The following is a 22,048-nucleotide window of genomic DNA, read 5'->3' as shown; positions in this document are numbered from 1 at the left end:
GCGCCGGAGGCCGATCACGAGGGCACCACCACGCGGTCGCCCTCGCGGACGTCGCCCGTGATCGCGGCCCGCCCCTCGGCGACGAACCCGACCTCGACCGGCACGCGCTCCGTCATGTCGCCGCGGACGACGTCCACGGCGAAGCCGGACCCGGATCCCGCCGCGAGCGCGGACACCGGCACGGACAGGACGCCCTGCTCGGTGCGGCCGGCGGCGATCACCTGCGCGGACCCGCTCTCCGGGACCGTCCGGTCGCCGGCGTCGAACGAGATCGTCGCGTCGACGACCTGCGAGCCGTCCTTCGACTCCCCCGGCGCGGCGTCGACGACCCTGCCGGGCAGGGCGTCCCCGGCGCCGTTGATGCGCACGGACACGTCGGTTCCGACCGCCAGGCGCTCGGCGTCGCGGGACGGCACGGTGACCGTGACGACCCGTCGCGTGCTCGTCACCTGCAGGACCGGACCGTTCGCGGGCTGCCCGAGCTGCCCGGCGACCGAGTCGACGCGCACGTCCCTGTCGACGAACGCGACCTGCTGTGCGTCGATCCGACCGGTGACCTCCAGCCCGCGGTCCTCCTGCCACTCCCGGACGGCGCGCTGGGTGCGCGGGCCGAACGTGTCGTCCTGCGCGACGTCGTAGCCGAGGGCCGCCAGGTTCTGGTTGAGCTGCGTGACGTCCTGCCCCTCGTCGCCGCGCTCGAGCGCGCGCCACAGCGGGACCGTGCCGTGCATCGACCGGACGGGCTGCTCGTCGACGGCGTACAGCGGCTGGTCCCGGCCGATCGTCGCACCGGGCTCGGGCAGCCAGGTGAGCGTGCCCTGCGCGGCACCGACGAGCGGCTTCGACGCGCCGTAGCCGAGTGCGCCGGACAAGGTCTTCGAGTCGACGAGGTCGCCCTTCGTGACCGGTGCCGTGCTGCGGTCCGCCGGACGTTCCTCGGCCGCGGACGAGCGGTCGGACGTCCCGACGAGCGCCCACGTCCCGGCACCCGCAGCGAGCACCGCGACGAGGGCCGCTGCCGTCACGAGCGTCCGGCGTCGGTGGCTCGTGCGCGATCGCCCGGTCATCGGTCGAGGGTCTGGGTGTCGGGGGCGAACTCGGCGAGGCACTTCGCACTGACCTCCTCGAACTCGGGTTCCGCTGCTCGGGGGTAGCCCTGGAAGTCCAGGACACCGGCCGGCTGTTCCGGCAGGTCGTCGAACCCGTTCTCACGGATGCAGTCGGCGACCTGGGCGTACTGCCGCTCCCACTCCTGCTCCTGGGAGGCGTCGGCGCGCTCGACACCGGCCTGCTCGCTGCAGGCGGCGGCACGCTCCCCGAACGCGTCGGCGTCCGCGTCGGCCGGCGCCTGGTAGGTCCCGCTCCGGAGCTCCGCGTCGGTCGGGTCCTCGACCGAGAAGCCGGCGTCGCGCATGCAGTCGCCCCACTGCGCGCCGAGGCCACCGGCAGCGCCGGTGCTCGTCGGGGCGGAGGATGCATCCGAGCAGGCGGTCAGCGCGAACGGGGCGCCGAGGACGAGGGCGAGCACCGCAGCGGCGCGGACTGAGCGAGGAGTGATCGTGCTGTTCATGCGACCAGCACATCGCACACCGTGTTTCGCCAGCGGGTCGTCCCGGGTTACACCGACGAAACGCGGATGCGCACGCGCAGCCCGCCGCCCTCCCGCGCTGCCACGTCCAGTGTCCAGTCGTGCGCGTGGACCACCGCGGCCACGATCGACAGGCCGAGACCGCTGTGGCGCCGGCTCCCCTGCTCGCCACCGCGACGGAACGGTTCGAGCAGTCCCGTGACGGTCCCGGGATCGACCGGTGCGCCGGTGTTCTCCACGACGATGCCGTCGGCCGTCAGGCGCACCCACACCGTGCCGCCCGGGACGTTGTACTCGACGGCGTTGTCGACCAGGTTCAGCAGGAGCTGTCGCACGAGCGTGGGTTCGCCGACCACGGTCCCGACCGACACGGCGTCGACGGTGGGCCGCAGGGCGATGCCCGCCGTGTCCGCGGTCGCGCCGAGCTGGGTCGCGACGTCGTCGAGGAGTGCCGCGAGGTCGAGTGCCTCGACGCCGTCGAGCCCACGGTCGGCCTCCGCGAGCACGAGCAACGACTCGACCAGGTGCTCCGTCCGTCGGTTCTGCTCGAGCAGCTCGGCGCGGGCGGCGGCGACGTTCCGCGGACCGGCGTCGTCGGGCAGCCCGATCTGCAGCGCTGCACGCTGGACGGCGAGGGGCGTCCGGAGCTCGTGCGCCGCCTGCGCCACGAAGCGGCGCTGCCCCTCGAAGGACGTCTCGAGCCGGTCGAGCAGCCGGTCGATCGTCCGGGACAACCGTCGGAGTTCGTCGTCCGGGCCGCCGAGGGCGATCCGTTCGTGCAGTGTGGACGCCGAGATCCGGTCCGCGGTCGCCGTCATCCGGTCCACCGGCCGGAGCATCCGACGGCTCACCACCCACCCGACGGCACCGGCGAGCACACCGACCCCCGCGACGGCGACCGCCGACCACTGCCACTGCTGCTGGGCGACCACCGCCACGATGCTGACGGAGTCGCCGCCAGCGGAGCCGGGATCGGGCAGGACCGACGGACGGGGCGCCGGCTCCCACGGGACCGTCGTCGCGCCTCCGTCCAGCCCCACCTGGCCGCCGATCGACCACTGCGACGCGAGGTTCACGAACACGAGCGCCGCGACGGTCAGCGCCATCGCCGCCGCCGCGAACGCCAGTGCGGTCCGGGCGCCGATGCTCCAGATGCGCGTCACAGCGCGTAGCCCTGCCCGGGTACGGTCCGGATCGGGTCCGGTGCGCCGAGCTTCTTGCGGAGCTTCGACATCGTCACCCGGACCGCTGCCGTGAACGGGTCGATGTTCATGTCCCAGACCTTCTCGAGCAGCTCCTCGGCCGGGACGACCCGACCGTCGGCACGCAGGAGCACCTCGAGGACGCCGAGCTCCTTGCTCGTCAGGTCGAGCGGCCGCCCGTCCCGGGTCGCCACGCGTCGGTTCGAGTCCACGACGAGCCCGGCCCGCTCGAGCACGGGCGCGACCGGGGCGACGGTCCGTCGTCCGAGCGCACGGACCCGGGCGACGAGCTCGGGGTACTCGAAGGGCTTCGCGAGGTAGTCGTCCGCGCCGAGCTCGAGTCCGTGCACGCGGTCGGACAGCGTCGTCGCCGCCGTCAGCATGAGGATCCGGGTGAGCGTGCCCCGCTCGGCGTGCCGACGGGCGACCTCGTCCCCGTGCATCCCCGGCAGGTCGCGGTCGAGCACCACGACGTCGTAGTCGTTCACCGCGAGCAGTTCGTCGGCGTCGTCACCGCGGTGGGCGACGTCGACGGCCATGTCCTGTCGGGCGAGGCCCCGGGCGATCAGGTCGGCCAGGGAAATCTCATCGTCCACCACGAGTACGCGCATGCCTGACATTTCACATGCGAGACCTCTGAAGACGCTGGGCTGGGGGTGACTCGACGGCGGTGTGGACGGTCCGTGGTTCCGTCCGCCCACCGTCGCGCCTCCGCCGTTCCGTCACCGTGACGGCCTGGAGGCGCGGTGCCGGTCCACGACCCGCACCGCGCCTCCAAGCCGGCCACGCGCGCATCGCGCGCTACTCCTCGACGACCTCCGCCAGCTGGAAGGGCTCGACCACCAGCTCGTCGCCGCCCGCGGCGACGTCGACACGAACGGTGTCGCCGTCGCGCACGTCACCGGACAGGATGGCGCGCGCCAGCCGGTCGTCGATCTGCCGCTGCATGAGGCGGCGGAGCGGCCGCGCACCGTAGACCGGGTCGTACCCGCGGTCGGCGAGCCAGCTGCGCGCTGCCGGGGTGACGGCGAGCTCGAGTCGGCGGTCCGACAGCCGCCGGGCGAGCCGGTCGACGTACAGCGACACGATCTGGCCGAGGTCCTCGCTCGTGAGCGCCTGGAACACGACGATGTCGTCGAGCCGGTTCACGAACTCGGGGCGGAACGCCTGTTGCACGAGCTCGCGGACGGCCTCCTCGCGCTGCTCGTCCGACAGGGACAGGTCGGTCATGAACTGGGAACCGAGGTTGGACGTCAGGATGAGGATCGTGTTCCGGAAGTCGACCGTCCGGCCCTGCCCGTCGGTCAGCCGCCCGTCGTCGAGCACCTGGAGCAGGACGTCGAAGACCTCCGGGTGCGCCTTCTCGACCTCGTCGAGCAGCACGACCGAGTACGGCCGACGACGGACGGTCTCGGTGAGCTGTCCGCCGGCCTCGTAGCCGACGTACCCGGGCGGGGCGCCGATGAGCCGCGCGACCGAGTGCTTCTCGCCGTACTCGCTCATGTCGATCCGGACGAGGGCCTTCTCGTCGTCGAAGAGGAACTCGGCGAGCGCCTTCGCGAGCTCGGTCTTGCCGACACCGGTGGGGCCGAGGAACAGGAACGAGCCCGTCGGACGGTCCGGGTCGGAGATACCCGCGCGGGTGCGCCGGACGGCCTCGGACACGGTGCCGACCGCGCTCCGCTGCCCGATGATCCGGCGGCCGAGCTCGGTCTCCAGGTGCAGCAGCTTCTCGGTCTCGCCCTGCAGCAGCCGCCCCATCGGGATGCCCGTCCACTGCGCGATGACGGCCGCGATGTCCTCGTCGGTGACGCTGTCGTTGACCATCCGCTCGGCACTCTCGGCCTGCTCGGCGGCGGCGAGCTCGGCCTCGATGCGCGGCTTCTCGCCGTACTCGAGCCGGGACACGGTCTCGTAGTCGGCCTCGCGCTGTGCCCGCTGGCTACGCATGTTCAGCTCGTCGAGCTGCTGCTTCAGCTCACCGATCCGGTTCAGGCTCGCCCGCTCGGCCTGCCAGCGCTGCTCGAGCTCGTCGAGCAGCGTCTGCCGTCCGGCGAGCTCGGCGCGCAGCGTCTCGAGGCGCGCCTTCGAGGCGTCGTCCTTCTCCTGCTTCAGCGCGAACTCCTCGACGCGCAGTCGGTCGACGGTGCGCTTGAGCTCGTCGATCTCGACCGGGCTGGAGTCGATCTCCATGCGGAGTCGGCTCGCTGCCTCGTCGATCAGGTCGATGGCCTTGTCGGGCAGCTGGCGGCCGGAGATGTACCGGTTCGACAGGCTCGCCGCGGCCACGAGCGCGGAGTCGTTGATCGTCACCTTGTGGTGCGCCTCGTACCGCTCCTTGAGCCCGCGGAGGATCGCGACGGTGTCCTCGACCGTGGGCTCCCCCACGAAGACCTGCTGGAAGCGGCGCTCGAGCGCGGCGTCCTTCTCGATGTACTCGCGGTACTCGTCGAGCGTCGTCGCGCCGATCAGCCGGAGCTCACCGCGCGCGAGCATCGGCTTGAGCATGTTCGACGCCGCGACCGATCCCTCACCGCCGCCGGCGCCCATCAGGGTGTGCAGCTCGTCGATGAAGGTGATGACCTGCCCGTCGGACTCGTCGATCTCCTTGAGGACGGCCTTGAGCCGCTCCTCGAACTCACCCCGGTACTTGGCGCCGGCGATGAGCGCGGACATGTCGAGCGAGACGAGGCGCTTGTCCTTGAGCGAGTCGGCGACGTCACCGGCGACGATGCGCTGCGCGAGCCCCTCGACGACGGCGGTCTTGCCGACACCGGGCTCGCCGATGAGCACCGGATTGTTCTTCGTGCGGCGGGTGAGCACCTGGGACACCCGGCGGATCTCGGCGTCCCGTCCGATGACCGGGTCGAGCTTGCCGCTGCGGGCGATCGCGGTGAGGTCGACGCCGTACTGCTCGAGGGCGGTCTTCTGCCGTTCCTGCGAGTCAGGGGCGCCCTGGAGGTTCGCCATGCGGTCCGTCCTTTCCGTGCCGTGGAGATGTACTTGAGCCTACTCGACTCAACTCAGGTGCGCGCGGGATCATTCCGGATCCCGATCGCGCTGACGACGGCGCCGGCGGCGAGCAGGCACGCCATCACGACCGCGGCGCGGTGGAAGCCGGCGGTGCTCATCCCACCGCCGAGGACGACCCCGGCGAGCGCCACCATCACCAGGCTGGCGATCCGCGCGAGGGCGTTGTTCACGGCCGACCCGACACCGGCCTCGGACTCCGGGACCGACCCGAGCACGGCGCTGGTCAGGGGCGTCACCATCGTGGCGATCCCGACCCCCACGAGCACCAGGCCCGGGAGCACCGACCACCAGTACGCCCGCGGGTCCTGACCGGCGGCGAGCATGACGAGCGCCCCGACGGCGGCGACCGCGGGCCCGGCCGCCATGAACCACCGCGGGCCGTAGCGTCCGGCCAGGGCTCCGACGGTGGAGGACAGCAGCAGGAGCAGCAGGGTCGGGGGCAGCGTGGCGAGGCCGGCGAGCCAGGCCGGGAAGCCCCAGACCTCCTGGACGAAGAGCGTCACGACGAAGCCGACCATGCCGAGTGCGCCGTAGACGGACAGCGTCGCGGCGTTGCCGACCGAGAAGTTCCGCGCGCGGAAGAGCTCGAGCGGCACGAGCGGCACCCGACCGGATCGGGTGACGTGACGCTCCCACGGGACGAAGGCCAGCAGGGACGCGGCGCCGACGACGAGCGCCACGACGACCACGGGGTCTGTCCAGCCGAGGCGCTCCTGCTCGATGAGCCCGAGCACCACCCCGCCGACGCCGAGCACCGCGAGCACCGCGCCGGTCACGTCGATCCGTGGCCGGTGGGCCGGGTGGACGTCGCCGGTGATCCGGGTCACGAGCACGATCGTGACGACGATCGGCACCGCGGTGAGCACGAAGATCCAGCGCCAGCCGATGCCGTCCACGATGAGCCCGCCGACCAGCGGACCGAGGATCATCGCCGCGCTCGACCAGCCCGTCCACGTCCCGATCGCCTTCGTCTGCGCCGGCCCCCGGAACGCCGCGACGATGAGTGCGAGCGAGCTCGGGGTGACGAGGGCACCGCCGACGCCCTGCAACGCGCGCGCGACGATGAGGACGGCGCCGGTCGGGGCGGCGGCGCAGACCACCGAGGCGACCCCGAACACGACGAGGCCCCACGTGACGATCCGGACCCGACCGAACACGTCGGAGAGCGATCCCGCGACGAGGATCAGCGAACCGAGCGTCACCAGGTAGGCGTCGACGACCCACTGCTGCACGACGAGGCCGCCGCCGAGGTCCTGGCGGATCGCGGGGAGCGCCACGTTCACGACGCTCGTGTCGAGACCCACCACGAACGAGGCGAGGATCGCGACGACGAGCACGGTGCGACGGTCGTCCCGCAGGGGTGCCGTGGCGGCCGGGGCGCTCATCGGCCCATCATCCTCCGCGGGCGGCGCGGGCGCCGGGAACGCCGAAGCCCCCGCGACCGGTGGTCGCGAGGGCTGCCGACAGGACGGGGCTTGGGTCCTGGATCCGTGGGGGAACCGGCGGTGCGTTACTGCCGGCTGTCCGAGTTCGGCTGCACCGAGGGGCCGGGGTTGACGACCGGCTGCGCGGGAGCGGCCGACTGCGCCGTACCCGTGGTGGTGTCCGGCGCGACGGTGGTGACCGTCGTGTCGTCCTTGCCCTTCTTGTCGTCCCCCATCTCCTTCTTGAAGATGTTGATCGACTGACCGAGGCCCTTGGCGAGTGCCGGGAGCTTGGTCGCACCGAACAGCAGGATGATGATGCCGAGGATGATCAGCAGGTGCACCCCGCCGAGGCCTTGCAACATGGTGACTCCTTGGATCGAGTTCTGGTCGCCGCTGGTTCCGAGTCGCCGTCGACACGTCGGGCGGAAGTCCGTGGTGCCACCATGCTAACCCGCACACCTCCGGAAGCACAGGCGAGCGTCCGAACCGTCACCGTTCGCACAGGCAGGCCCCGCACGGCAGCACCCCCGGAGGCCGTTGCTCTCCGGGGGTGCGCACTTCCGATCGCGGGTCAAGGCACGACGGTGAAGTACAGAGTATCAGTGACCGAGATGGTCGTCGAGCGAGCTCAGGACGAAGGGCTCGCCGAGCCGCCGGACGTCGGCGTCCGTCAGCCCGCGGAGCCGGAAGTCCACCCGCTCCCCCGGCAGCAGCGTCATGAACCCGCGGTCGACGGTGCCGGTCGGGGCGAGCCGGTCGGGCTGGACGAGCAGGTCCCGCACGAGCGAGTCCGCCTCGACGACCAGGTCGTGGCCGTCCCCGTCCGCCGCCGGCGTCACCGTGGTCCGGTACCGCGCCGGCTCCCAGCGCACGTCCTTGTCCGGGGCGGCCGTCCAGACCGCGCGCCGCCAGTCCATGTCCGCCACGACGAGCTCGCGCGTCGGGTCGTCGAGGACACCCACCGACTCGGGCAGTGCGACGACCGCGACCCCGGCCTCGGACAGGCGGACCGGGAGCGTCACCTCGGCGAGGATCGTGCCCGCGACCGTCACCCGGCGGACACGCACGACGCTGTCCCGGCCGGCGCGTGCCGACCGCACGGCGACCTCGACGGGCGACTGCCCGAAGGCGCCTGGTGACACCCCGAGGGACAGCGTGTCGGACAGGGTGACCAACTCGGCCGTCCCGCCGGCGGAGGCCGACGGGACGTCGCGCGCCGCGCCTCCAGGCTGGTCGTCAGCAGCCGGGAGTGACGCATCCGCCGGAGCGGACCCGTCGTCCGGACCAGACCCGTCGACCGCACCGGACCCGTCAGCCGCTTCGGCACCAGCCGGACCCGACGCACGGGTCACCGGACGGATCGTCAGCAGGACGTCGTCGTACAGGCGGCGGAGCTCGTGCGCGAGCGGCTTCAGCCGCCCCGCCGAGTCGACCGCCGACCACGACGACACCGGCCACAGGTCGTTCAGCTGCCACAGCACGACACCCGTGTTGCGTGGCCAGTGGGTGCGCCAGTGCTCGACGCCCGTCGCGATCGCCCGCGCCTGCTGCAGTTGCGTCAGGTAGTGCCAGCGGTCGAACTCCGACGGGTCCACCGCGCCGAACCGCGGCGCGATCCCGCGGGCGAGCTTCGCCATCCCGTCGTCGGCCTTCTGGTGGTGCACGACGCCCGGCGCGTCGACGCGGAGCGGCTCGTCCGTGACGGCGTCCCGCAGGGTGCGCCACGCGGGCGGCGCCTGCCAGCCGAACTCCGACACGAAGCGCGGCACCGAGTCGCGGTAGTGCTCGTCGGACAGGCGGTTCCAGACGTCCCACGAGTGGTGCGTCTCGTGGTCGACGTCGTTCGCGAACAGGCTCTCGGAGCCGGACCACGGCGACGCGACCGTGTAGAAGCGCGAGGGGTCGACCGCGTCGACGATCGTCGGCAGCAGGTCGAGGTAGTAGTCGAGCCCCCAGCCGCGGTCGCCGAGGACCTCGCCCCAGCCGTCGACGTCGTGCAGCCAGATGTTCTCGTTGTTGCCGTTCCAGAGCACGAGCGAGGGGTGGCCCGAGAGCCGGGCGACGTTGTCCCGCGCCTCGGCGACGACCTCGCTGCGGATCGGCTCGATCTCCGGGTAGGCCGCGCAGGCGAACGCGAAGTCCTGCCACACGAGCAGCCCGAGCTCGTCGCACACGTCGTAGAACTCGTCGGACTCGTAGACCCCGCCGCCCCAGACGCGCACGAGGTTCACGCCGAGGTCAGCCGCGACCCGCAGCCGGTCGAGCACCCGGCCACGGTCGACCCGCGAGACGATGACGTCGTCCGGGATCCAGTTCACCCCGCGGACGTCGACGACGGCGCCGTTCACGACCACGTCGAAGGGCTTGCCGACGGCGTCGTCGGTGGTGTCGATCCGCGCCGAGCGGAAGCCGGTCTTCGCAGTCCGGCGGTCCAGGACCTCGCCGTCGACCGTCTGCAGCTCGACCGTGACGTCGTACCGAGGCTGGGCGCCGTACCCCCTCGGCCACCAGCGGAGCGCGTCCGGTACGCGGACGGTGACCACGGTCTCGTCGTCCTTCGGCGTCAGCTGTGCCCGGGAGCGCTGCCGCGTGGTGCCGCCGTCGACCGTCGGTCCGGCGACCGTGACGACGAGCACCAGGTCGTCGTCCTCGCCGTCCTGGTCGAGGTCGTTCATCCCGGAACGCTCGACCCGGATGTGGGCGTCGAGGACACCCTCGCCCGCCTCGACGTCGACGAGGGGCTGGACCTCGGCGAGCCGGGCCGTCGACCACCGCTCGATCGCGACCGGACGCCACGGGCCGCTCGTCACGGCGGTGAGTCCCCAGTCCCAGCCGAAGTTCGACGCCTGCTTGCGGACGTACGGGAACGGCTCGTCGTACGGGCCGGGCATCGCGCCGGCGCGCGCGGCGACCCGACCGGCCTCGCGGTAGGGCGACTCGAACAGCAGCTCGAGCTCGCGCTGCCCCGCCGGACCGGGCACGTCGTTGAGGTCGAAGCGGTAGCGGCGGTGCATGTTCCGCGTGGTCCCGAGGACCACGCCGTCCAGGGCCAGCTCGGCGACGGTGTCCAGGCCGTCGCACACCAGGTCGACGCGCTCGAACCCCCGAGGGTCGACGTCCACGGACCGCCGGTACGCCCAGTCCGCGCGGCCGACCCAGGCGGACGCGTCCTCGTTGCGGTCGAACGTCGGGTCCGCGATCACGCCCTCGCGCTCGAGGTCGGTGTGCACCTGCCCGGGGACGGTCGCGGAGAGCGCACGACCGACGAGGTCGGCGGGTGCCCCGCTCGGCACCTGGTCCCCCGCGATCGCCACGGTCCAGTCGTCACGGAGTTCCTCGCGCTCGAGGGTCATGCGGGTCCTTCGTCGGGTCGTCACGGGCGGCGGTCGGGCCGGGCGGTCGGCAGCGTCGAGGTCACCACCGGCGACGTGCACCGAGCACCGAGCACCGGCGACCGACGTGCAGCCCACGCCGTCGCTGATGGTAGTACGTCAGGCCGCCACGACATCGAGACAGGCCCCTCGTCGCGAGTCCCGCGCACTCGGGATGACTTCAGGAGAAATGCAATATGTTGCAGCCTCGCGACCGGCACCGTGCCGTTCGCTCGAACATGAGGAGTCCCATGCGCACCCGCACCCGCATCACCACCGCCCTCGGAGCCACCGCCGTGGCTGCGGCGCTGTCCCTCGGCGCCGCCCTCCCCGCGAACGCCGCGACCGCCGCCGTGGCCCCGGCAACCCCCGCTGCCGTGTCGTCGGCACAGTCGGTCGCCGCACCGGTCGTGCTCGGCGACGTCGAGGAGGGGCGCGACACCTTCCTGATCGGCTCCGGCGCGCCGGGCGCCCAGGTCACCGTGACCACGCTGCTCTACGGCACGGAGGAGCGGAGCTGGACGACGACGGTCGACCGCGACGGCTACTGGGAGCTGTCCATCGGACGGTTCACCACGTACCTCCGCACCTTCGAGGTCCAGCAGCAGCTCGACGGTGCCCTGTCGCCGATCACGACCTACCGCGGCTGACCCGCCCACGACGGCCGTCCTGCCTGCGAACGGCAGGACGGCCCGTCCGGCCCGCGGCGGACCGACCGGCCCACGGCGTGCCAGTCTGGTGCCGTGATCACCGTCGAGCTCGCCCGGTCCCTCCGCGACGCCGGACTCCGCTGGCACCCGGCCACCGGCGACCGCTTCGTCATCGACAAGCCCGGCGTCGACGACGACGTCTACACGGTGTCCGAGATGACCGTCGAACGGCACGACTACCCGAGCGGCACCGTGCTCGGCTTCAACGGCACGACCGAGTGGGCGCTCGACTCGGTCGAGGCGTCCGAGTCGCTCTGGCTACCGCGCGAGGACCAGCTGCGCGAGCTGCTCGGCCCGGCCTTCGTCTCGCTGACGGCGGGGTTCACGGTGACGGCGACGATCGACGGTACGGCTCGGGAGTTCCCCGCTCCCGACGCGGCACAGGCGTACGCCGACGCGCTCCTCGCCTACATCACGGCGTCACTCGCGTAGCGGGGTCGTCTCCGTCGCGGAGTCGCTCGGGGAGCCCCGGTCGGGGGACGCGCCCGGCTGGACGTTCCCGGGAAGCGCGCTGGGGGCGGTTTGGTTGCATGTCGTCATGACCGTTCCGAACATCACGCTCAACGACGGCAAGACCATCCCGCAGCTCGGCTTCGGGGTGTACCAGATCGAGCCGGAGAACACGAAGGAAGCCACCCTCACCGCCCTCGAGGTCGGCTACCGCCACATCGACACCGCCGAGATGTACGGCAACGAGAAGGAGGTCGGCGAGGCCATCGCCGAGTCCGGCATCGACCGCTCGGAGATCTTCGTCACCTCGAAGCTCAACAACGGGTTCCACGACCCCGAGGCGGCGCTCGAGAACGGCAAGAAGTCGGCCGACCTGCTCGGCGGCTACACCGACCTGTTCCTCATCCACTGGCCGCTGCCGACCGTCTCGGACTTCGTGCCGACCTGGCAGGCCATGGAGGAGCTCTACCGCGGCGGCACCGCCCGCTCGATCGGTGTCTCGAACTTCCAGACCCACCACCTCAACCGACTCGCCTCCGAGACCACGATCACCCCGGCCGTGAACCAGATCGAGGTGCACCCGTACCTCGTGCAGGAGGAGCTCCGCGCCTACGGCCGCGAGCACGGCATCGCGACCGAGGCCTGGTCCCCGATCGCGCAGGGCCTCGTGCTCGACGACGAGACCATCACCCGGATCGCCGGCAACTCCGGCAAGACCCCGGCACAGGTCGTCCTCCGCTGGCACATCCAGCGCGGCGACATCGTCTTCCCGAAGTCGGTCACCCGCTCGCGCGTCGAGGAGAACTTCGCGATCTTCGACTTCGAGCTGTCCGACGACGACATGACGGCGATCACCTCGCTCGACAAGGGACACCGCACCGGTCCCGACCCGGACACGTTCGACTACGTCCCGGCCTGACGGCCGCAGGTCGCCCGAGGCGACCCACACGACGACGGGAGGCCCGTGGCGCACGCAGCCACGGGCCTCCCGTCGTGCGTCAGGACCGCCGTGAGGCGGTGACCGTGAACTTGGCGGTCCGCACGACCTGCCGCGTCGGCCCGACCAGACGCTCCAGGAGCGGCCGGTAGCGCAGGTGCGAGTTCCAGACGCACCACAGTTCACCGCCGGACTGGAGGATCGTGGCCGCGTTCCGGAACATCGCCTCGGCCGCGTCGGTGCTCACCGTGGTGCCCTCGTGGAAGGGCGGGTTGCAGAGGACGAGCTGCGCCGAGCCCTCGTCGAGCTCGTCGCCCGCGTCCGACCGCACGACCGTGACCCGGTCGGCCACACCGTTCGCCGCCGCCGTGGCCCGCGTCGACGCGACCGCGATCGAGGAGACGTCCGTCGCGACCACGCGGACCTGCGGCCGGCGCCGCGCGATCGCGGTCGCGATGACGCCGTTGCCGCAGCCCAGGTCGACGACCGTCCGCGCCGTCGGGACCGCCTGTTCGGCGACGTCGAGCAGCACCCGGGTGCCCTGGTCGAGCGACGTGCCCGCGAAGACCCCGCCGTGTGCGACGAGCGTCATGCCGAGCTCGTCGACGTGCACCGCGCGCGGCCACGGGTTCGTCGTGTCCGCCCGCACCGCGGCGGCGCGCAGGGGGTCCTGCGCGACGAGGAGCCGCGACTTCCCCCGTCCGCGTGAGGCGGTGACCTCGCCGAAGTACCGGCGGAGCACGTCGTTCTGGGACAGCGTCATGTGCTTGGTGACCCCGCCGCACAGCAGCACCACGTCCGGGGCCGCCCACCGCGCGACGGCGCGGGCGAGCTCGTCCAGGCGGTCGTTCGACTTCGAGAGCCGGAGCAGCACGAGCCGGACGTCACGGAAGGCCTGTTCGGCGGTCTCGGCGTGCCGGAAGCCGCGCAGGCCGAAGGTGCCGGCGGCGGCCTGGAGCGCACGGACCCCGACGAGGGAGTCCTGCACCACCCGGACGTCCGAGGCGCCGTGCACCGTGATCAGCCCGAGCGTGAGCACCCCGGCCCGGTCGTCGACGACGGCGACCTCGCCGGGCTGCCGGAGCGCGTCACCGTGCACGTGCGGTGCCTCGTCGAGCAGGAACCGGTCGGTGCCGTCGATCGTCACCAGGTCCGGTCCCCCGTCGTCGGGGTCCCGCCGGAACTGGTCGGCGAAGTCAGACACGCGCATCCGGTCAGCGTACTGAGCGGCCGCTGCGCCCGGCGCTCCGGCCCGTCCGTATATCAGATGTTCATCGGCGCCCGATGTCCCCTATCGTCGAGCCATCGCGGCGATCGGTCCGCGTCTGGTCACGGAACGGGAGGGGCGGGATGTTCGTCCAGGAACAGGCGTTCGGCGCCCGACCCCTGCTCCGGGACCTCGCCCGCGAGCGGCTGCGCGACGAGATCATGGCCGGCGTGCTCGCCCCGGGCACCCTGCTCGACGACGGCGACCTCGCCCGGCGCCTCCGCTGCTCGCGGACGCCCGTCCGTGAGGCGTTGTCGGACCTCGAACTCGCCGGTCTCGTCGAACGCCGGGCCAACCGGTACACCCGCGTCGCCCTGCCCCGCGCCGCCGACATCGTCCCGACGCTGCAGGCGCTCGGTCTGCTCTACGGCGGTCTGGTCCGCGTCTCGGTGCCGCGGCTCGAGGACACCGCACGAACCGCGCTCGGACGACGGATCGGGGCGCTGCTCGACACGGTCCGGCTCGGGGACTGGGACGCCGTGACGGACACGGCAGCGCCCGTCTACCGGAGCTTCATCGAGTCGTGCGACAACCCGGTGCTCTGCTCGGCGCTCCGCGGGTCGATCGACGCCCTGACCTTCCGCCTGCGGCACGAGGACCTGCCGACCGCACTGCCGTGGGACCAGATCGCGAACGGGGTCGTCGCGCTGCGGCTCGCGGTCGAGGGCAACGACGGTCGGCTGGCGGAGCGGGCGCTCTGGTCGATGCACCTGCTGCCGGATCCCGACCGGCCCGCCTGACCTGGGATCCCGGGTCCCAGCGCGCTCAGCGACGCGGCCGTTCTTCGTGGCACGACTGCGGCCGGGGCCGGACCACCACGTGTGTGGCAGCCCGGCCCCGGCCCGTGTCGAGGTGCGTCAGTGCGACGGCACGAGCGAGACCGTCGACCCCACCGGAGGAGACGTGTGATGTTCTGGATGCAGTGATGTGTCAGCCGCGCGGTGGTCGCCAGAGCACCACCTGCGTGTTCCGCTGCGGCCGCATCCCGGCACGCAGCGACACCGCCGCGCCCGTGGTCGTCGCGGCGAACACCCGCGCGCCCGGCCGGTTGATGAGCTGGTCCGCCAGCGCGGTCTCGAGCTCGCTCACCCGCGCGCGGAGCGCCCGGTTCTCGTTCTCCAGCTCGAGCACGCGACGGATGCCCTCGAGCGAGACCCCCTCGGACCCCAGGCGCGCGATCTCCCGCAGCTGCACGACGTCGCGCATCGAGTACCGACGCGAGCCCCCGCGGGTCCGCCCGGGGACGACCAGGCCGAGCCGGTCGTACTGCCGCAGGGTCTGCGGGTGCATCTCGGCGAGCTCCGCCGCCATGGCGATCGCGAAGACGGGCGAGTTCTCGTCCATGTCGGTCACGGCTTGTTCCCTTCCGTCGTCCGCGTGGTCTGGAAACCAGTCTGGAGGCCCGGTGACGGTTCCTGACGGAGCCGCACCGAGCCTCCAGTCCGGTTCGTTGCTGTGGTCGCGCAGCGTCAGCTGCGCGCCTTGGCGAGGAGGTCCTCGCGAGGATCCTCGTCGGGCAGTGCCGCGCGGAGGGCCTCGACGGCCTCGCGCTGCTTGTCCGACAGGTGTGACGGCACCGCGACCTGCACGGTTGCGAGCAGGTCACCGGTCCCGCTCTTCGTCGCGACGCCGCGTCCCTTGACGCGCAGGACGCGACCGGAGGGCGTGCCCGGAGCGACCTTCAGCTTGACGGGGTCGCCGCCGAGCGTCGGGACCTGGATCGTCGCGCCGAGCGCCGCCTCGACGAACGTCACGGGGACGTCCACCCGCAGGTTGAGCCCGTCGCGCTCGAACACCGGGTGCTTCCGGACGGTGACGCTGACGACCAGGTCGCCGGCCTCGCCCCCGTCCGGACTCGGCTCGCCGCGGCCACGCAGACGGATCTTCTGCCCGTCGGCGACACCCGCGGGGATGCGGACGTTCACCGGCCGGCCGTTGCCCTGCGAGAGCTTGACGGTGTCGCCGGCGATCGCGGTCGTGAAGTCGAGCGTCGTCGACGCGGTGACGTCACGGCCCTTGGTCGGACCACCGAAGCCGCGGAAACCGCCGGACGACTGCCCGAAGCCCCCGCCGCCACCGAACATCCCGCCGAGGATGTCCTCGAAGCCACCGGCACCACCGCGACCTCCGCCCTGACCGAAGCGCACGCGCTGCCCGCCCTGTTGGCCGAACATGCCCCCGAACACGTCCTCGAACCCGCCCTGGGCGCCCGGGCCACCCGCCGTGAAGCGGGCGCCCGAGCCCATGGCGCGGACCTGGTCGTACTCGGCGCGCTGCTCCTTGTCGGAGAGCACCGAGTAGGCCTCGCTGATCTCCTTGAAGCGGGACTCGGCCGCGGCGTCCCCCGGGTTGGAGTCCGGGTGGTACTGCCGGGCGAGCTTCCGGTAGGTCTTCTTCAGCTCAGCGTCGCTCGCCGTCTTGTCGACGCCGAGGACCTTGTAGAAGTCCTTGTCGAACCAGTCCTGACTGGCCATCGAGCCCTACCTTCCGTTCCTGGTCGTGCCGAGCCGGCTCAGGCCGGGACCGCGACGGCGACCTTGGCCGCACGCAGGACGCGGTCGCCGAGCTTGTAGCCCGGCTCCACGACGTCCGCGACGGTCTGGTCGGTCGCACCCGGCGTGGGCAGCTGCACGATCGCCTCGTGCACGTTCGGGTCGAAGGTCTCACCCTTCTCGCCGATCTGCACGAGCTTGAACTTCTCGAAGCCACCGCGGATCTTCTGCCCGATGACCTGCATCGGCCCGTCCGTCAGGTCCCCGTGCGCCTCGGCACGGGTCAGGTCGTCCAGGGCCGGGAGCAGGGCGCGGACGACCTCGGCGATGACGGCGTCGCGGTTCGCCTCGCGGTCGCGCTCGACGCGCTTCCGGAAGTTCACCAGCTCGGCCTGTGCACGGAGCATGTCGGCGCGCATGTCGGCGACGAGGTCGCGGTCCTCCTGCGACAGCTTGTCCTCAGCGATGCCGCGCGCGGCGTCGTCCAGGAGTGCCTGGTCCTCCGGGGAGAGGTCCGACTGGGGGCCGCCGGCGGCGGGGGCGTCCGTGGGAACTTCCACGTCCGGCCCCTCCGCCTCGATGAGGTCCTCGGGCTCCTGCGCGTTGGTGGCGTCGCCCTCGACCTGGGGCTCGGCGTCCTCGGGCACGTTGTCCTTGGGATCCGTCATCGTTACTTCTTGTCCTTGTCGTCCTCGTCGTCCACGACCTCGGCGTCGACGATGTCCTCGTCGTCCTGCTGCGCCTGGCCGTCGGCGGTCGGCTGCTCGCCACCGGCCGCGGCACCCGCGTCCTGCTGCGAGTAGATGGCCTGGCCGAGCTTGCCCTGCGACTCGTTGAGCTTGTCGTAGGCGGTCTTGACCGCGTCGTCGTCCTCACCCGCGAGGGCGGACTTCAGCGCGTCGACGTCGCCCTGCACCTCGGACTTGACGTCCGCGGGCAGCTTGTCGTCGTTCTCCTTGATGAGCTTCTCGATCGAGTAGACGAGCTGCTCGGCCTGGTTGCGGCGCTCGTTCGCCTCGCGACGGGCCTTGTCCTCGGCCGCGTGCTCCTCGGCCTCGCGGACCATGCGCTCGATGTCCTCCTTCGGCAGCGACGAGCCGCCGGAGATGACCATCGACTGCTCCTTGCCGGTGCCCTTGTCCTTCGCGGACACGTGCACGATGCCGTTGGCGTCGATGTCGAACGTGACCTCGACCTGCGGGACGCCACGCGGCGCCGGCGCGATGCCGGTGAGCTCGAACGTGCCGAGCGGCTTGTTGTCGCGGGTGAACTCGCGCTCGCCCTGGAAGACCTGGATCGCGACCGACGGCTGGTTGTCGTCGGCGGTCGTGAAGGTCTCGCTCCGCTTGGTCGGGATCGCGGTGTTGCGGTCGATGAGCTTCGTCATCAGGCCGCCCTTGGTCTCGATGCCGAGCGACAGCGGCGTGACGTCGATGAGCAGGACGTCCTTGCGCTCACCCTTCAGGACACCGGCCTGCAGCGCGGCACCGACGGCCACGACCTCGTCCGGGTTGACGCCCTGGTTCGGGGACTTGCCGCCCGTGAGCGACTTGACGACCTCGGCCACGGCGGGCATGCGGGTCGAACCACCGACGAGCACCACGTGCGCGATGTCGTTGACGCTGACACCCGCCTCCTTGATGACGTCGTTGAAGGGCTTCTTCGTGCGGTCGAGCAGGTCGGAGGTCATCTGCTCGAACTGCGCGCGCGAGATGGTCTCGTCGAGGTTGAGCGGGCCGTCCGCGGTCAGCGTCAGGTACGGCAGCTGGATGCTGGCGCTCAGCTGGCTCGACAGCTCCTTCTTCGCCTGCTCGGCCGCCTCCTTGAGACGCTGCTTCGCGATCTTGTCCGTGGACAGGTCGACGCCGTGCTCGTCCTTGAACTTCTTGACGAGGTGGTCGACGATCCGCTGGTCCCAGTCGTCGCCGCCCAGGCGGTTGTCACCCGAGGTCGCGCGGACCTGGATCGTGGAGAAGTCGTCGTCCTTGCCCACCTCGAGCAGGGAGACGTCGAACGTGCCGCCACCGAGGTCGAAGACCAGGATGAGCTCGTCTTCCTTGCCCTTGTCGAGGCCGTACGCGAGCGCAGCGGCGGTCGGCTCGTTGATGATGCGGAGGACGTTGAGGCCGGCGATCTCACCGGCGTCCTTCGTGGCCTGGCGCTCGGCGTCGTTGAAGTACGCCGGGACGGTGATGACCGCGTCGGTGACGTCCTCGCCGAGGTACTGCTCGGCGTCGCGCTTGAGCTTGCCGAGGGTACGGGCCGAGATCTCCTGCGGCGTGTACTGCTTGCCGTCGATCTCGACCTTCCAGTCGGTGCCGATGTGGCGCTTGACACTCGCGATGGTGCGGTCGACGTTCGTGACGGCCTGGCGCTTGGCGGTCTCGCCGACCAGGACCTCGCCGTCCTTGGTGAACGCGACGATCGACGGCGTGGTGCGGAGGCCCTCGGCGTTCGCGATGACGGTGGGCTCACCACCCTCGAGCACGCTGACGACCGAGTTGGTGGTTCCGAGGTCGATGCCTACTGCACGTCCCATGTTGTGGTGCTCCTTCTGTCGGGTGCGTGGTTGCGGAAGTCTGCGGACTTGCGTCCGATGGACTCAACCTTACTCCAGACTGGAGGCACGTCAACTGTGAACGACGAAAGTTGCGTCACCTCGGCGCAACTCACAGGAGATGGCGAAGCTCGTGTGCCCCTGACATGTGTGATATTTTGGATGGCACATCTGCCGTGCCGATCCATGGCGCGGCCCGACCGAAAGACCCCTCACACACATGAAGTCATTCCTTCGAGCTGCGGCCGCGACCGGCGTCGCCGCAGCCACCCTGGCCGCCGGCATCAGCTTCGGTCCGGCAGCGACGGCCGATCCGGCAGCAGTTGCCGCTGAAGCCTCCTCCGGCGTGCCGGTACAGTTCGCATCCAACGAGCCGCGCCTCTACGTCGGCACGCCGTACTACGGCTACGTGGACAGCTTCGGCAACAGTCGCCAAGCCTCGACTGCAGGAGATGCGATCAAGTACGCTGCGATCCTGCGGGCGGTGCCCACCGGGCAGACGACTGCGAACGGCTTCCCGACCTACTTCATCAAGGCTCCCAACGGCAACTGCGTCGCTCACGAGCACCTCGCTGACGGCGGGGGCTCCTGGGACATCATCACGGGGCTGAGCTGCGGGACCGTCGGGGAGAACGGTCGCTGGTTCCTCGAGCCGAGCAAGGGACTGCGGCTGGAAGACGGGTACACCGTCTCGACGGGCTTCACCCCGCGCGGCGGTCAGATGGCGGCGATCCGCGGGTACGCCACGAAAGACCGCTGGGCGCTCTTCCCGGAGACGCTCGGAGTGTGGGCAAAGGCGGTCTCGGTCGACATCGAGGCCGGGACCGCGCAGCTGGCCGACGGTGTTGCGCCCCCGGCGGCCTCGTCGGTCGAGGTGTCCTACGAGGACAAGACGGGGAAGACCGCCCGGTTCGACGAGGACGTCATCGACGGCACGTGGTCGGCCTCCCTCCGGAACTTGAAGCTCGGCGTCACCACGGTGCACCTCACGGCGTTCGACGGCGCCGAGGTGGTCGCCGAGGCCGACGTCGAGGTCGACCTGCCGGTCACCCCGCTCACCGCCGAGGCCACGTTCGGCGATGAGCTCGACGAGGTCGCGACGATCTCCGGTACCGCGACCGCGGAGACCGTGGTCAAGCTCTTCCACGGCGAGAAGCAGATCGCGTCGACGACATCGCTGAAGGACGGCAGCTACTCGATCCCGGTCAACGCACCGAACATGGCGGGCGCGTTCGACCTGACGGTCACGCAGACGATCCGAGGGGAGGACGCGACGCCGAAGGAGCTGTCGATCGACTACGGCGCCGGCGTGTCGATCACCTCGCCGGCCCAGGGCGTCGAGCTCCAGCCGGGCGACCAGCTCGCCATCACGGGCGCGGCGCAGAAGTCCTCGAAGATCCGCGTCTACGAGAAGGGCAAGCCGGAAGCCATCCTCGCCGAGACCACCGCGGGCAAGACGACGGACACCTACCGCGTCGTCCTGCGCGACCTGGAGGACCGCGAGTACCAGCTCGTCGTCGACGCCCTGTCGAAGGGCTACAACCACACCACCGCGGAACTCTCGGTGAACCCGGGCAAGAGCGTCGAACTGGACCCGGCGACCGTGACCACCGAGTCCTTCACCCCCGGCAAGACGAACACGTTCGAAGGCACCGCGACGAAGGACGCGACGCTGCGGGTCGTGAACCGTTGGGGCACCGACCTGCTCGGCAAGGACGTCACGGTCAAGACAGACGGCACGTGGTCCTTCGACCGGGCCGTGTCCGCCTCGTCGACCAAGTTCGAGTTCAGGCTCGTGCAGACCAAGGGCAACCTCAGCACCACAAGCGAAGTCTTCACGATCGCCGCCGACACGGCGAACTCCCTGGTCGACCCGACGGTGACCGCACCCACCGCCGTCGTCCTCGGCGTGAACAACACCTTCACCGGCACCGCCACCGAGGACGCCAGCCTGAAGATCGTCAACGCCTCCGGCACCGACCTGCTCGGCCACCCCGTCACCGTCACCGGCTCCGGCGACTGGACCTTCGACCGCGTCGTGTCGTGGAACGCGAAGAACTTCACGTTCTACATCGAGCAGACCAAGAACGGCACCACCAAGAAGACCGGCCCCTACGTCATCAACCCCGCCGACCCGGCAGCCAGCCTGGTCGACCCGACGGTGACCGCACCCACCGCCGTCGCTCTCGGCGTGAACAACACCTTCACCGGCACCGCCACCGAGGACGCCAGCCTGAAGATCGTCAACGCCTCCGGCACCGACCTGCTCGGCCACCCCGTCACCGTCACCGGCTCCGGCGACTGGACCTTCGACCGCGTCGTGTCGTGGAACGCGAAGAACTTCACGTTCTACATCGAGCAGACCAAGAACGGCACCACCAAGAAGACCGGCCCCTACGTCATCAACCCCGCCGACCCGGCAGCCAGCCTGGTCGACCCGACGGTGACCGCACCCACCGCCGTCGCTCTCGGCGTGAACAACACCTTCACCGGCACCGCCACCGAGGACGCCAGCCTGAAGATCGTCAACGCCTCCGGCACCGACCTGCTCGGCCACCCCGTCACCGTCACCGGCTCCGGCGACTGGACCTTCGACCGCGTCGTGTCGTGGAACGCGAAGAACTTCACGTTCTACATCGAGCAGACCAAGAACGGCGCCACCAAGAAGACCGGCCCCTACGTCATCAACCCCGCCGACCCGGCAGCCAGCCTGGTCGACCCGACGGTGACCGCACCCACCGCCGTCGCTCTCGGCGTGAACAACACCTTCACCGGCACCGCCACCGAGGACGCCAGCCTGAAGATCGTCAACGCCTCCGGCACCGACCTGCTCGGCCACCCCGTCACCGTCACCGGCTCCGGCGACTGGACCTTCGACCGCGTCGTGTCGTGGAACGCGAAGAACTTCACGTTCTACATCGAGCAGACCAAGAACGGCGCCACCAAGAAGACCGGCCCCTACGTCATCAACCCCGCGACCAACTGACACCCGGATCGCACACGAGAGTGCCCCT

At 71.1% G+C, this 22,048-nt stretch carries 18 protein-coding genes; 5 read left to right on the top strand and 13 right to left on the bottom strand.

Annotation, left to right across the window (positions count from 1 at the left end):
• Positions 1-14 precede the first annotated feature (14 nt).
• The 8 genes from LQK89_RS02170 to LQK89_RS02135 form a co-directional block, all read right to left on the bottom strand.
• Complete coding sequence (locus tag LQK89_RS02170; RefSeq protein ID WP_231050019.1) at positions 15-1,067, bottom strand: peptidoglycan-binding protein; 1,053 nt, start codon at positions 1,065-1,067, stop codon at positions 15-17.
• On the bottom strand, positions 1,064-1,570 hold the full coding sequence (locus LQK89_RS02165) for a hypothetical protein (protein ID WP_231050018.1): 507 nt from the start codon (positions 1,568-1,570) through the stop codon (positions 1,064-1,066). The genes LQK89_RS02170 and LQK89_RS02165 overlap by 4 nt, the downstream gene beginning before the upstream one ends.
• 47 nt (positions 1,571-1,617) lie before the next feature.
• A complete protein-coding gene (locus LQK89_RS02160) occupies positions 1,618-2,751 on the bottom strand; it encodes a sensor histidine kinase (protein ID WP_231050017.1) in 1,134 nt (377 codons plus the stop codon).
• On the bottom strand, positions 2,748-3,401 hold the full coding sequence (locus LQK89_RS02155; protein WP_231050016.1) for a response regulator transcription factor: 654 nt from the start codon (positions 3,399-3,401) through the stop codon (positions 2,748-2,750). Before LQK89_RS02155 ends, LQK89_RS02160 begins: the two co-directional genes overlap by 4 nt.
• Positions 3,402-3,591: 190 nt before the next feature.
• Positions 3,592-5,760 (bottom strand): ATP-dependent Clp protease ATP-binding subunit, encoded by a 2,169-nt coding sequence (locus LQK89_RS02150; RefSeq protein WP_231050015.1) that lies wholly within the window; start codon positions 5,758-5,760, stop codon positions 3,592-3,594.
• Between the two features lie 53 nt (positions 5,761-5,813).
• A complete protein-coding gene (locus LQK89_RS02145; protein WP_231050014.1) occupies positions 5,814-7,208 on the bottom strand; it encodes an MFS transporter in 1,395 nt (464 codons plus the stop codon).
• A 125-nt stretch (positions 7,209-7,333) separates the two neighbouring features.
• Complete coding sequence (tatA, locus tag LQK89_RS02140; protein WP_058740778.1) at positions 7,334-7,612, bottom strand: twin-arginine translocase TatA/TatE family subunit; 279 nt, start codon at positions 7,610-7,612, stop codon at positions 7,334-7,336.
• Positions 7,613-7,849: 237 nt separating this feature from the next.
• Entirely contained in the window at positions 7,850-10,603 is a 2,754-nt protein-coding gene (locus tag LQK89_RS02135; protein WP_231050013.1) for a glycoside hydrolase family 2 protein, read from the bottom strand.
• 269 nt (positions 10,604-10,872) lie between these two features.
• Here LQK89_RS02135 and LQK89_RS02130 point away from each other — a divergent pair, with 269 nt between their 5' ends.
• The 3 genes from LQK89_RS02130 to LQK89_RS02120 all read left to right on the top strand — a co-directional run bounded on the left by LQK89_RS02130 (position 10,873) and on the right by LQK89_RS02120 (position 12,700).
• Positions 10,873-11,271: a hypothetical protein gene (locus LQK89_RS02130; RefSeq protein ID WP_231050012.1), complete on the top strand. Its 399-nt coding sequence runs from the start codon at positions 10,873-10,875 to the stop codon at positions 11,269-11,271.
• A 93-nt stretch (positions 11,272-11,364) separates the two neighbouring features.
• Entirely contained in the window at positions 11,365-11,763 is a 399-nt protein-coding gene (locus LQK89_RS02125; protein ID WP_058740781.1) for a hypothetical protein, read from the top strand.
• Positions 11,764-11,869: 106 nt separating this feature from the next.
• Positions 11,870-12,700, top strand: coding sequence for an aldo/keto reductase (locus tag LQK89_RS02120; RefSeq protein ID WP_231050011.1), 831 nt, complete (start codon positions 11,870-11,872; stop codon positions 12,698-12,700).
• Positions 12,701-12,779: 79 nt separating this feature from the next.
• On the opposite strand, the gene LQK89_RS02115 is transcribed toward LQK89_RS02120, so the two are convergent.
• A complete protein-coding gene (locus LQK89_RS02115) occupies positions 12,780-13,928 on the bottom strand; it encodes a class I SAM-dependent methyltransferase (RefSeq protein WP_231050010.1) in 1,149 nt (382 codons plus the stop codon).
• A gap of 140 nt (positions 13,929-14,068) precedes the next feature.
• Between LQK89_RS02115 and LQK89_RS02110 the strand changes: the two genes are divergently transcribed.
• On the top strand, positions 14,069-14,725 hold the full coding sequence (locus LQK89_RS02110) for a GntR family transcriptional regulator (RefSeq protein WP_175325137.1): 657 nt from the start codon (positions 14,069-14,071) through the stop codon (positions 14,723-14,725).
• A 190-nt stretch (positions 14,726-14,915) separates the two neighbouring features.
• Here LQK89_RS02110 and LQK89_RS02105 read toward each other — a convergent pair whose 3' ends face one another.
• From LQK89_RS02105 to dnaK, 4 genes are all read right to left on the bottom strand, one after another.
• Entirely contained in the window at positions 14,916-15,329 is a 414-nt protein-coding gene (locus LQK89_RS02105; protein ID WP_174779534.1) for a heat shock protein transcriptional repressor HspR, read from the bottom strand.
• A gap of 125 nt (positions 15,330-15,454) precedes the next feature.
• Positions 15,455-16,459: a DnaJ C-terminal domain-containing protein gene (locus LQK89_RS02100; protein ID WP_175325138.1), complete on the bottom strand. Its 1,005-nt coding sequence runs from the start codon at positions 16,457-16,459 to the stop codon at positions 15,455-15,457.
• A 38-nt stretch (positions 16,460-16,497) separates the two neighbouring features.
• On the bottom strand, positions 16,498-17,145 hold the full coding sequence (locus LQK89_RS02095) for a nucleotide exchange factor GrpE (RefSeq protein ID WP_231050009.1): 648 nt from the start codon (positions 17,143-17,145) through the stop codon (positions 16,498-16,500).
• A 2-nt stretch (positions 17,146-17,147) separates the two neighbouring features.
• Positions 17,148-19,016: a molecular chaperone DnaK gene (gene dnaK / locus LQK89_RS02090; RefSeq protein WP_058740787.1), complete on the bottom strand. Its 1,869-nt coding sequence runs from the start codon at positions 19,014-19,016 to the stop codon at positions 17,148-17,150.
• Between the two features lie 238 nt (positions 19,017-19,254).
• Here dnaK and LQK89_RS02085 point away from each other — a divergent pair, with 238 nt between their 5' ends.
• Positions 19,255-22,020, top strand: coding sequence for a hypothetical protein (locus tag LQK89_RS02085; protein ID WP_231050008.1), 2,766 nt, complete (start codon positions 19,255-19,257; stop codon positions 22,018-22,020).
• The last annotated feature ends 28 nt before the right edge of the window (positions 22,021-22,048 follow it).

It is taken from the genome of Curtobacterium sp. C1 (assembly GCF_021049325.1).
Taxonomy (GTDB): Bacteria; Actinomycetota; Actinomycetes; order Actinomycetales; family Microbacteriaceae; genus Curtobacterium; species Curtobacterium citreum.
The sequence above is the reverse complement of the archived record's forward strand: the minus strand, read 5'-3'. Positions and strand labels throughout refer to the sequence as shown.

Coding starts and splice junctions, on each gene's coding strand:
- LQK89_RS02170 (WP_231050019.1), bottom strand. CDS start 1,067: ATGACCGGGCGATCGCGCACGAGCCACCGACGCCGGACGCTCGTGACG.
- LQK89_RS02165 (WP_231050018.1), bottom strand. CDS start 1,570: ATGAACAGCACGATCACTCCTCGCTCAGTCCGCGCCGCTGCGGTGCTC.
- LQK89_RS02155 (WP_231050016.1), bottom strand. CDS start 3,401: ATGCGCGTACTCGTGGTGGACGATGAGATTTCCCTGGCCGACCTGATC.
- LQK89_RS02150 (WP_231050015.1), bottom strand. CDS start 5,760: ATGGCGAACCTCCAGGGCGCCCCTGACTCGCAGGAACGGCAGAAGACC.
- LQK89_RS02145 (WP_231050014.1), bottom strand. CDS start 7,208: ATGAGCGCCCCGGCCGCCACGGCACCCCTGCGGGACGACCGTCGCACC.
- tatA (WP_058740778.1), bottom strand. CDS start 7,612: ATGTTGCAAGGCCTCGGCGGGGTGCACCTGCTGATCATCCTCGGCATC.
- LQK89_RS02135 (WP_231050013.1), bottom strand. CDS start 10,603: ATGACCCTCGAGCGCGAGGAACTCCGTGACGACTGGACCGTGGCGATC.
- LQK89_RS02130 (WP_231050012.1), top strand. CDS start 10,873: ATGCGCACCCGCACCCGCATCACCACCGCCCTCGGAGCCACCGCCGTG.
- LQK89_RS02120 (WP_231050011.1), top strand. CDS start 11,870: ATGACCGTTCCGAACATCACGCTCAACGACGGCAAGACCATCCCGCAG.
- LQK89_RS02115 (WP_231050010.1), bottom strand. CDS start 13,928: ATGCGCGTGTCTGACTTCGCCGACCAGTTCCGGCGGGACCCCGACGAC.
- LQK89_RS02110 (WP_175325137.1), top strand. CDS start 14,069: ATGTTCGTCCAGGAACAGGCGTTCGGCGCCCGACCCCTGCTCCGGGAC.
- LQK89_RS02105 (WP_174779534.1), bottom strand. CDS start 15,329: ATGGACGAGAACTCGCCCGTCTTCGCGATCGCCATGGCGGCGGAGCTC.
- LQK89_RS02100 (WP_175325138.1), bottom strand. CDS start 16,459: ATGGCCAGTCAGGACTGGTTCGACAAGGACTTCTACAAGGTCCTCGGC.
- LQK89_RS02095 (WP_231050009.1), bottom strand. CDS start 17,145: ATGACGGATCCCAAGGACAACGTGCCCGAGGACGCCGAGCCCCAGGTC.
- dnaK (WP_058740787.1), bottom strand. CDS start 19,016: ATGGGACGTGCAGTAGGCATCGACCTCGGAACCACCAACTCGGTCGTC.
- LQK89_RS02085 (WP_231050008.1), top strand. CDS start 19,255: ATGAAGTCATTCCTTCGAGCTGCGGCCGCGACCGGCGTCGCCGCAGCC.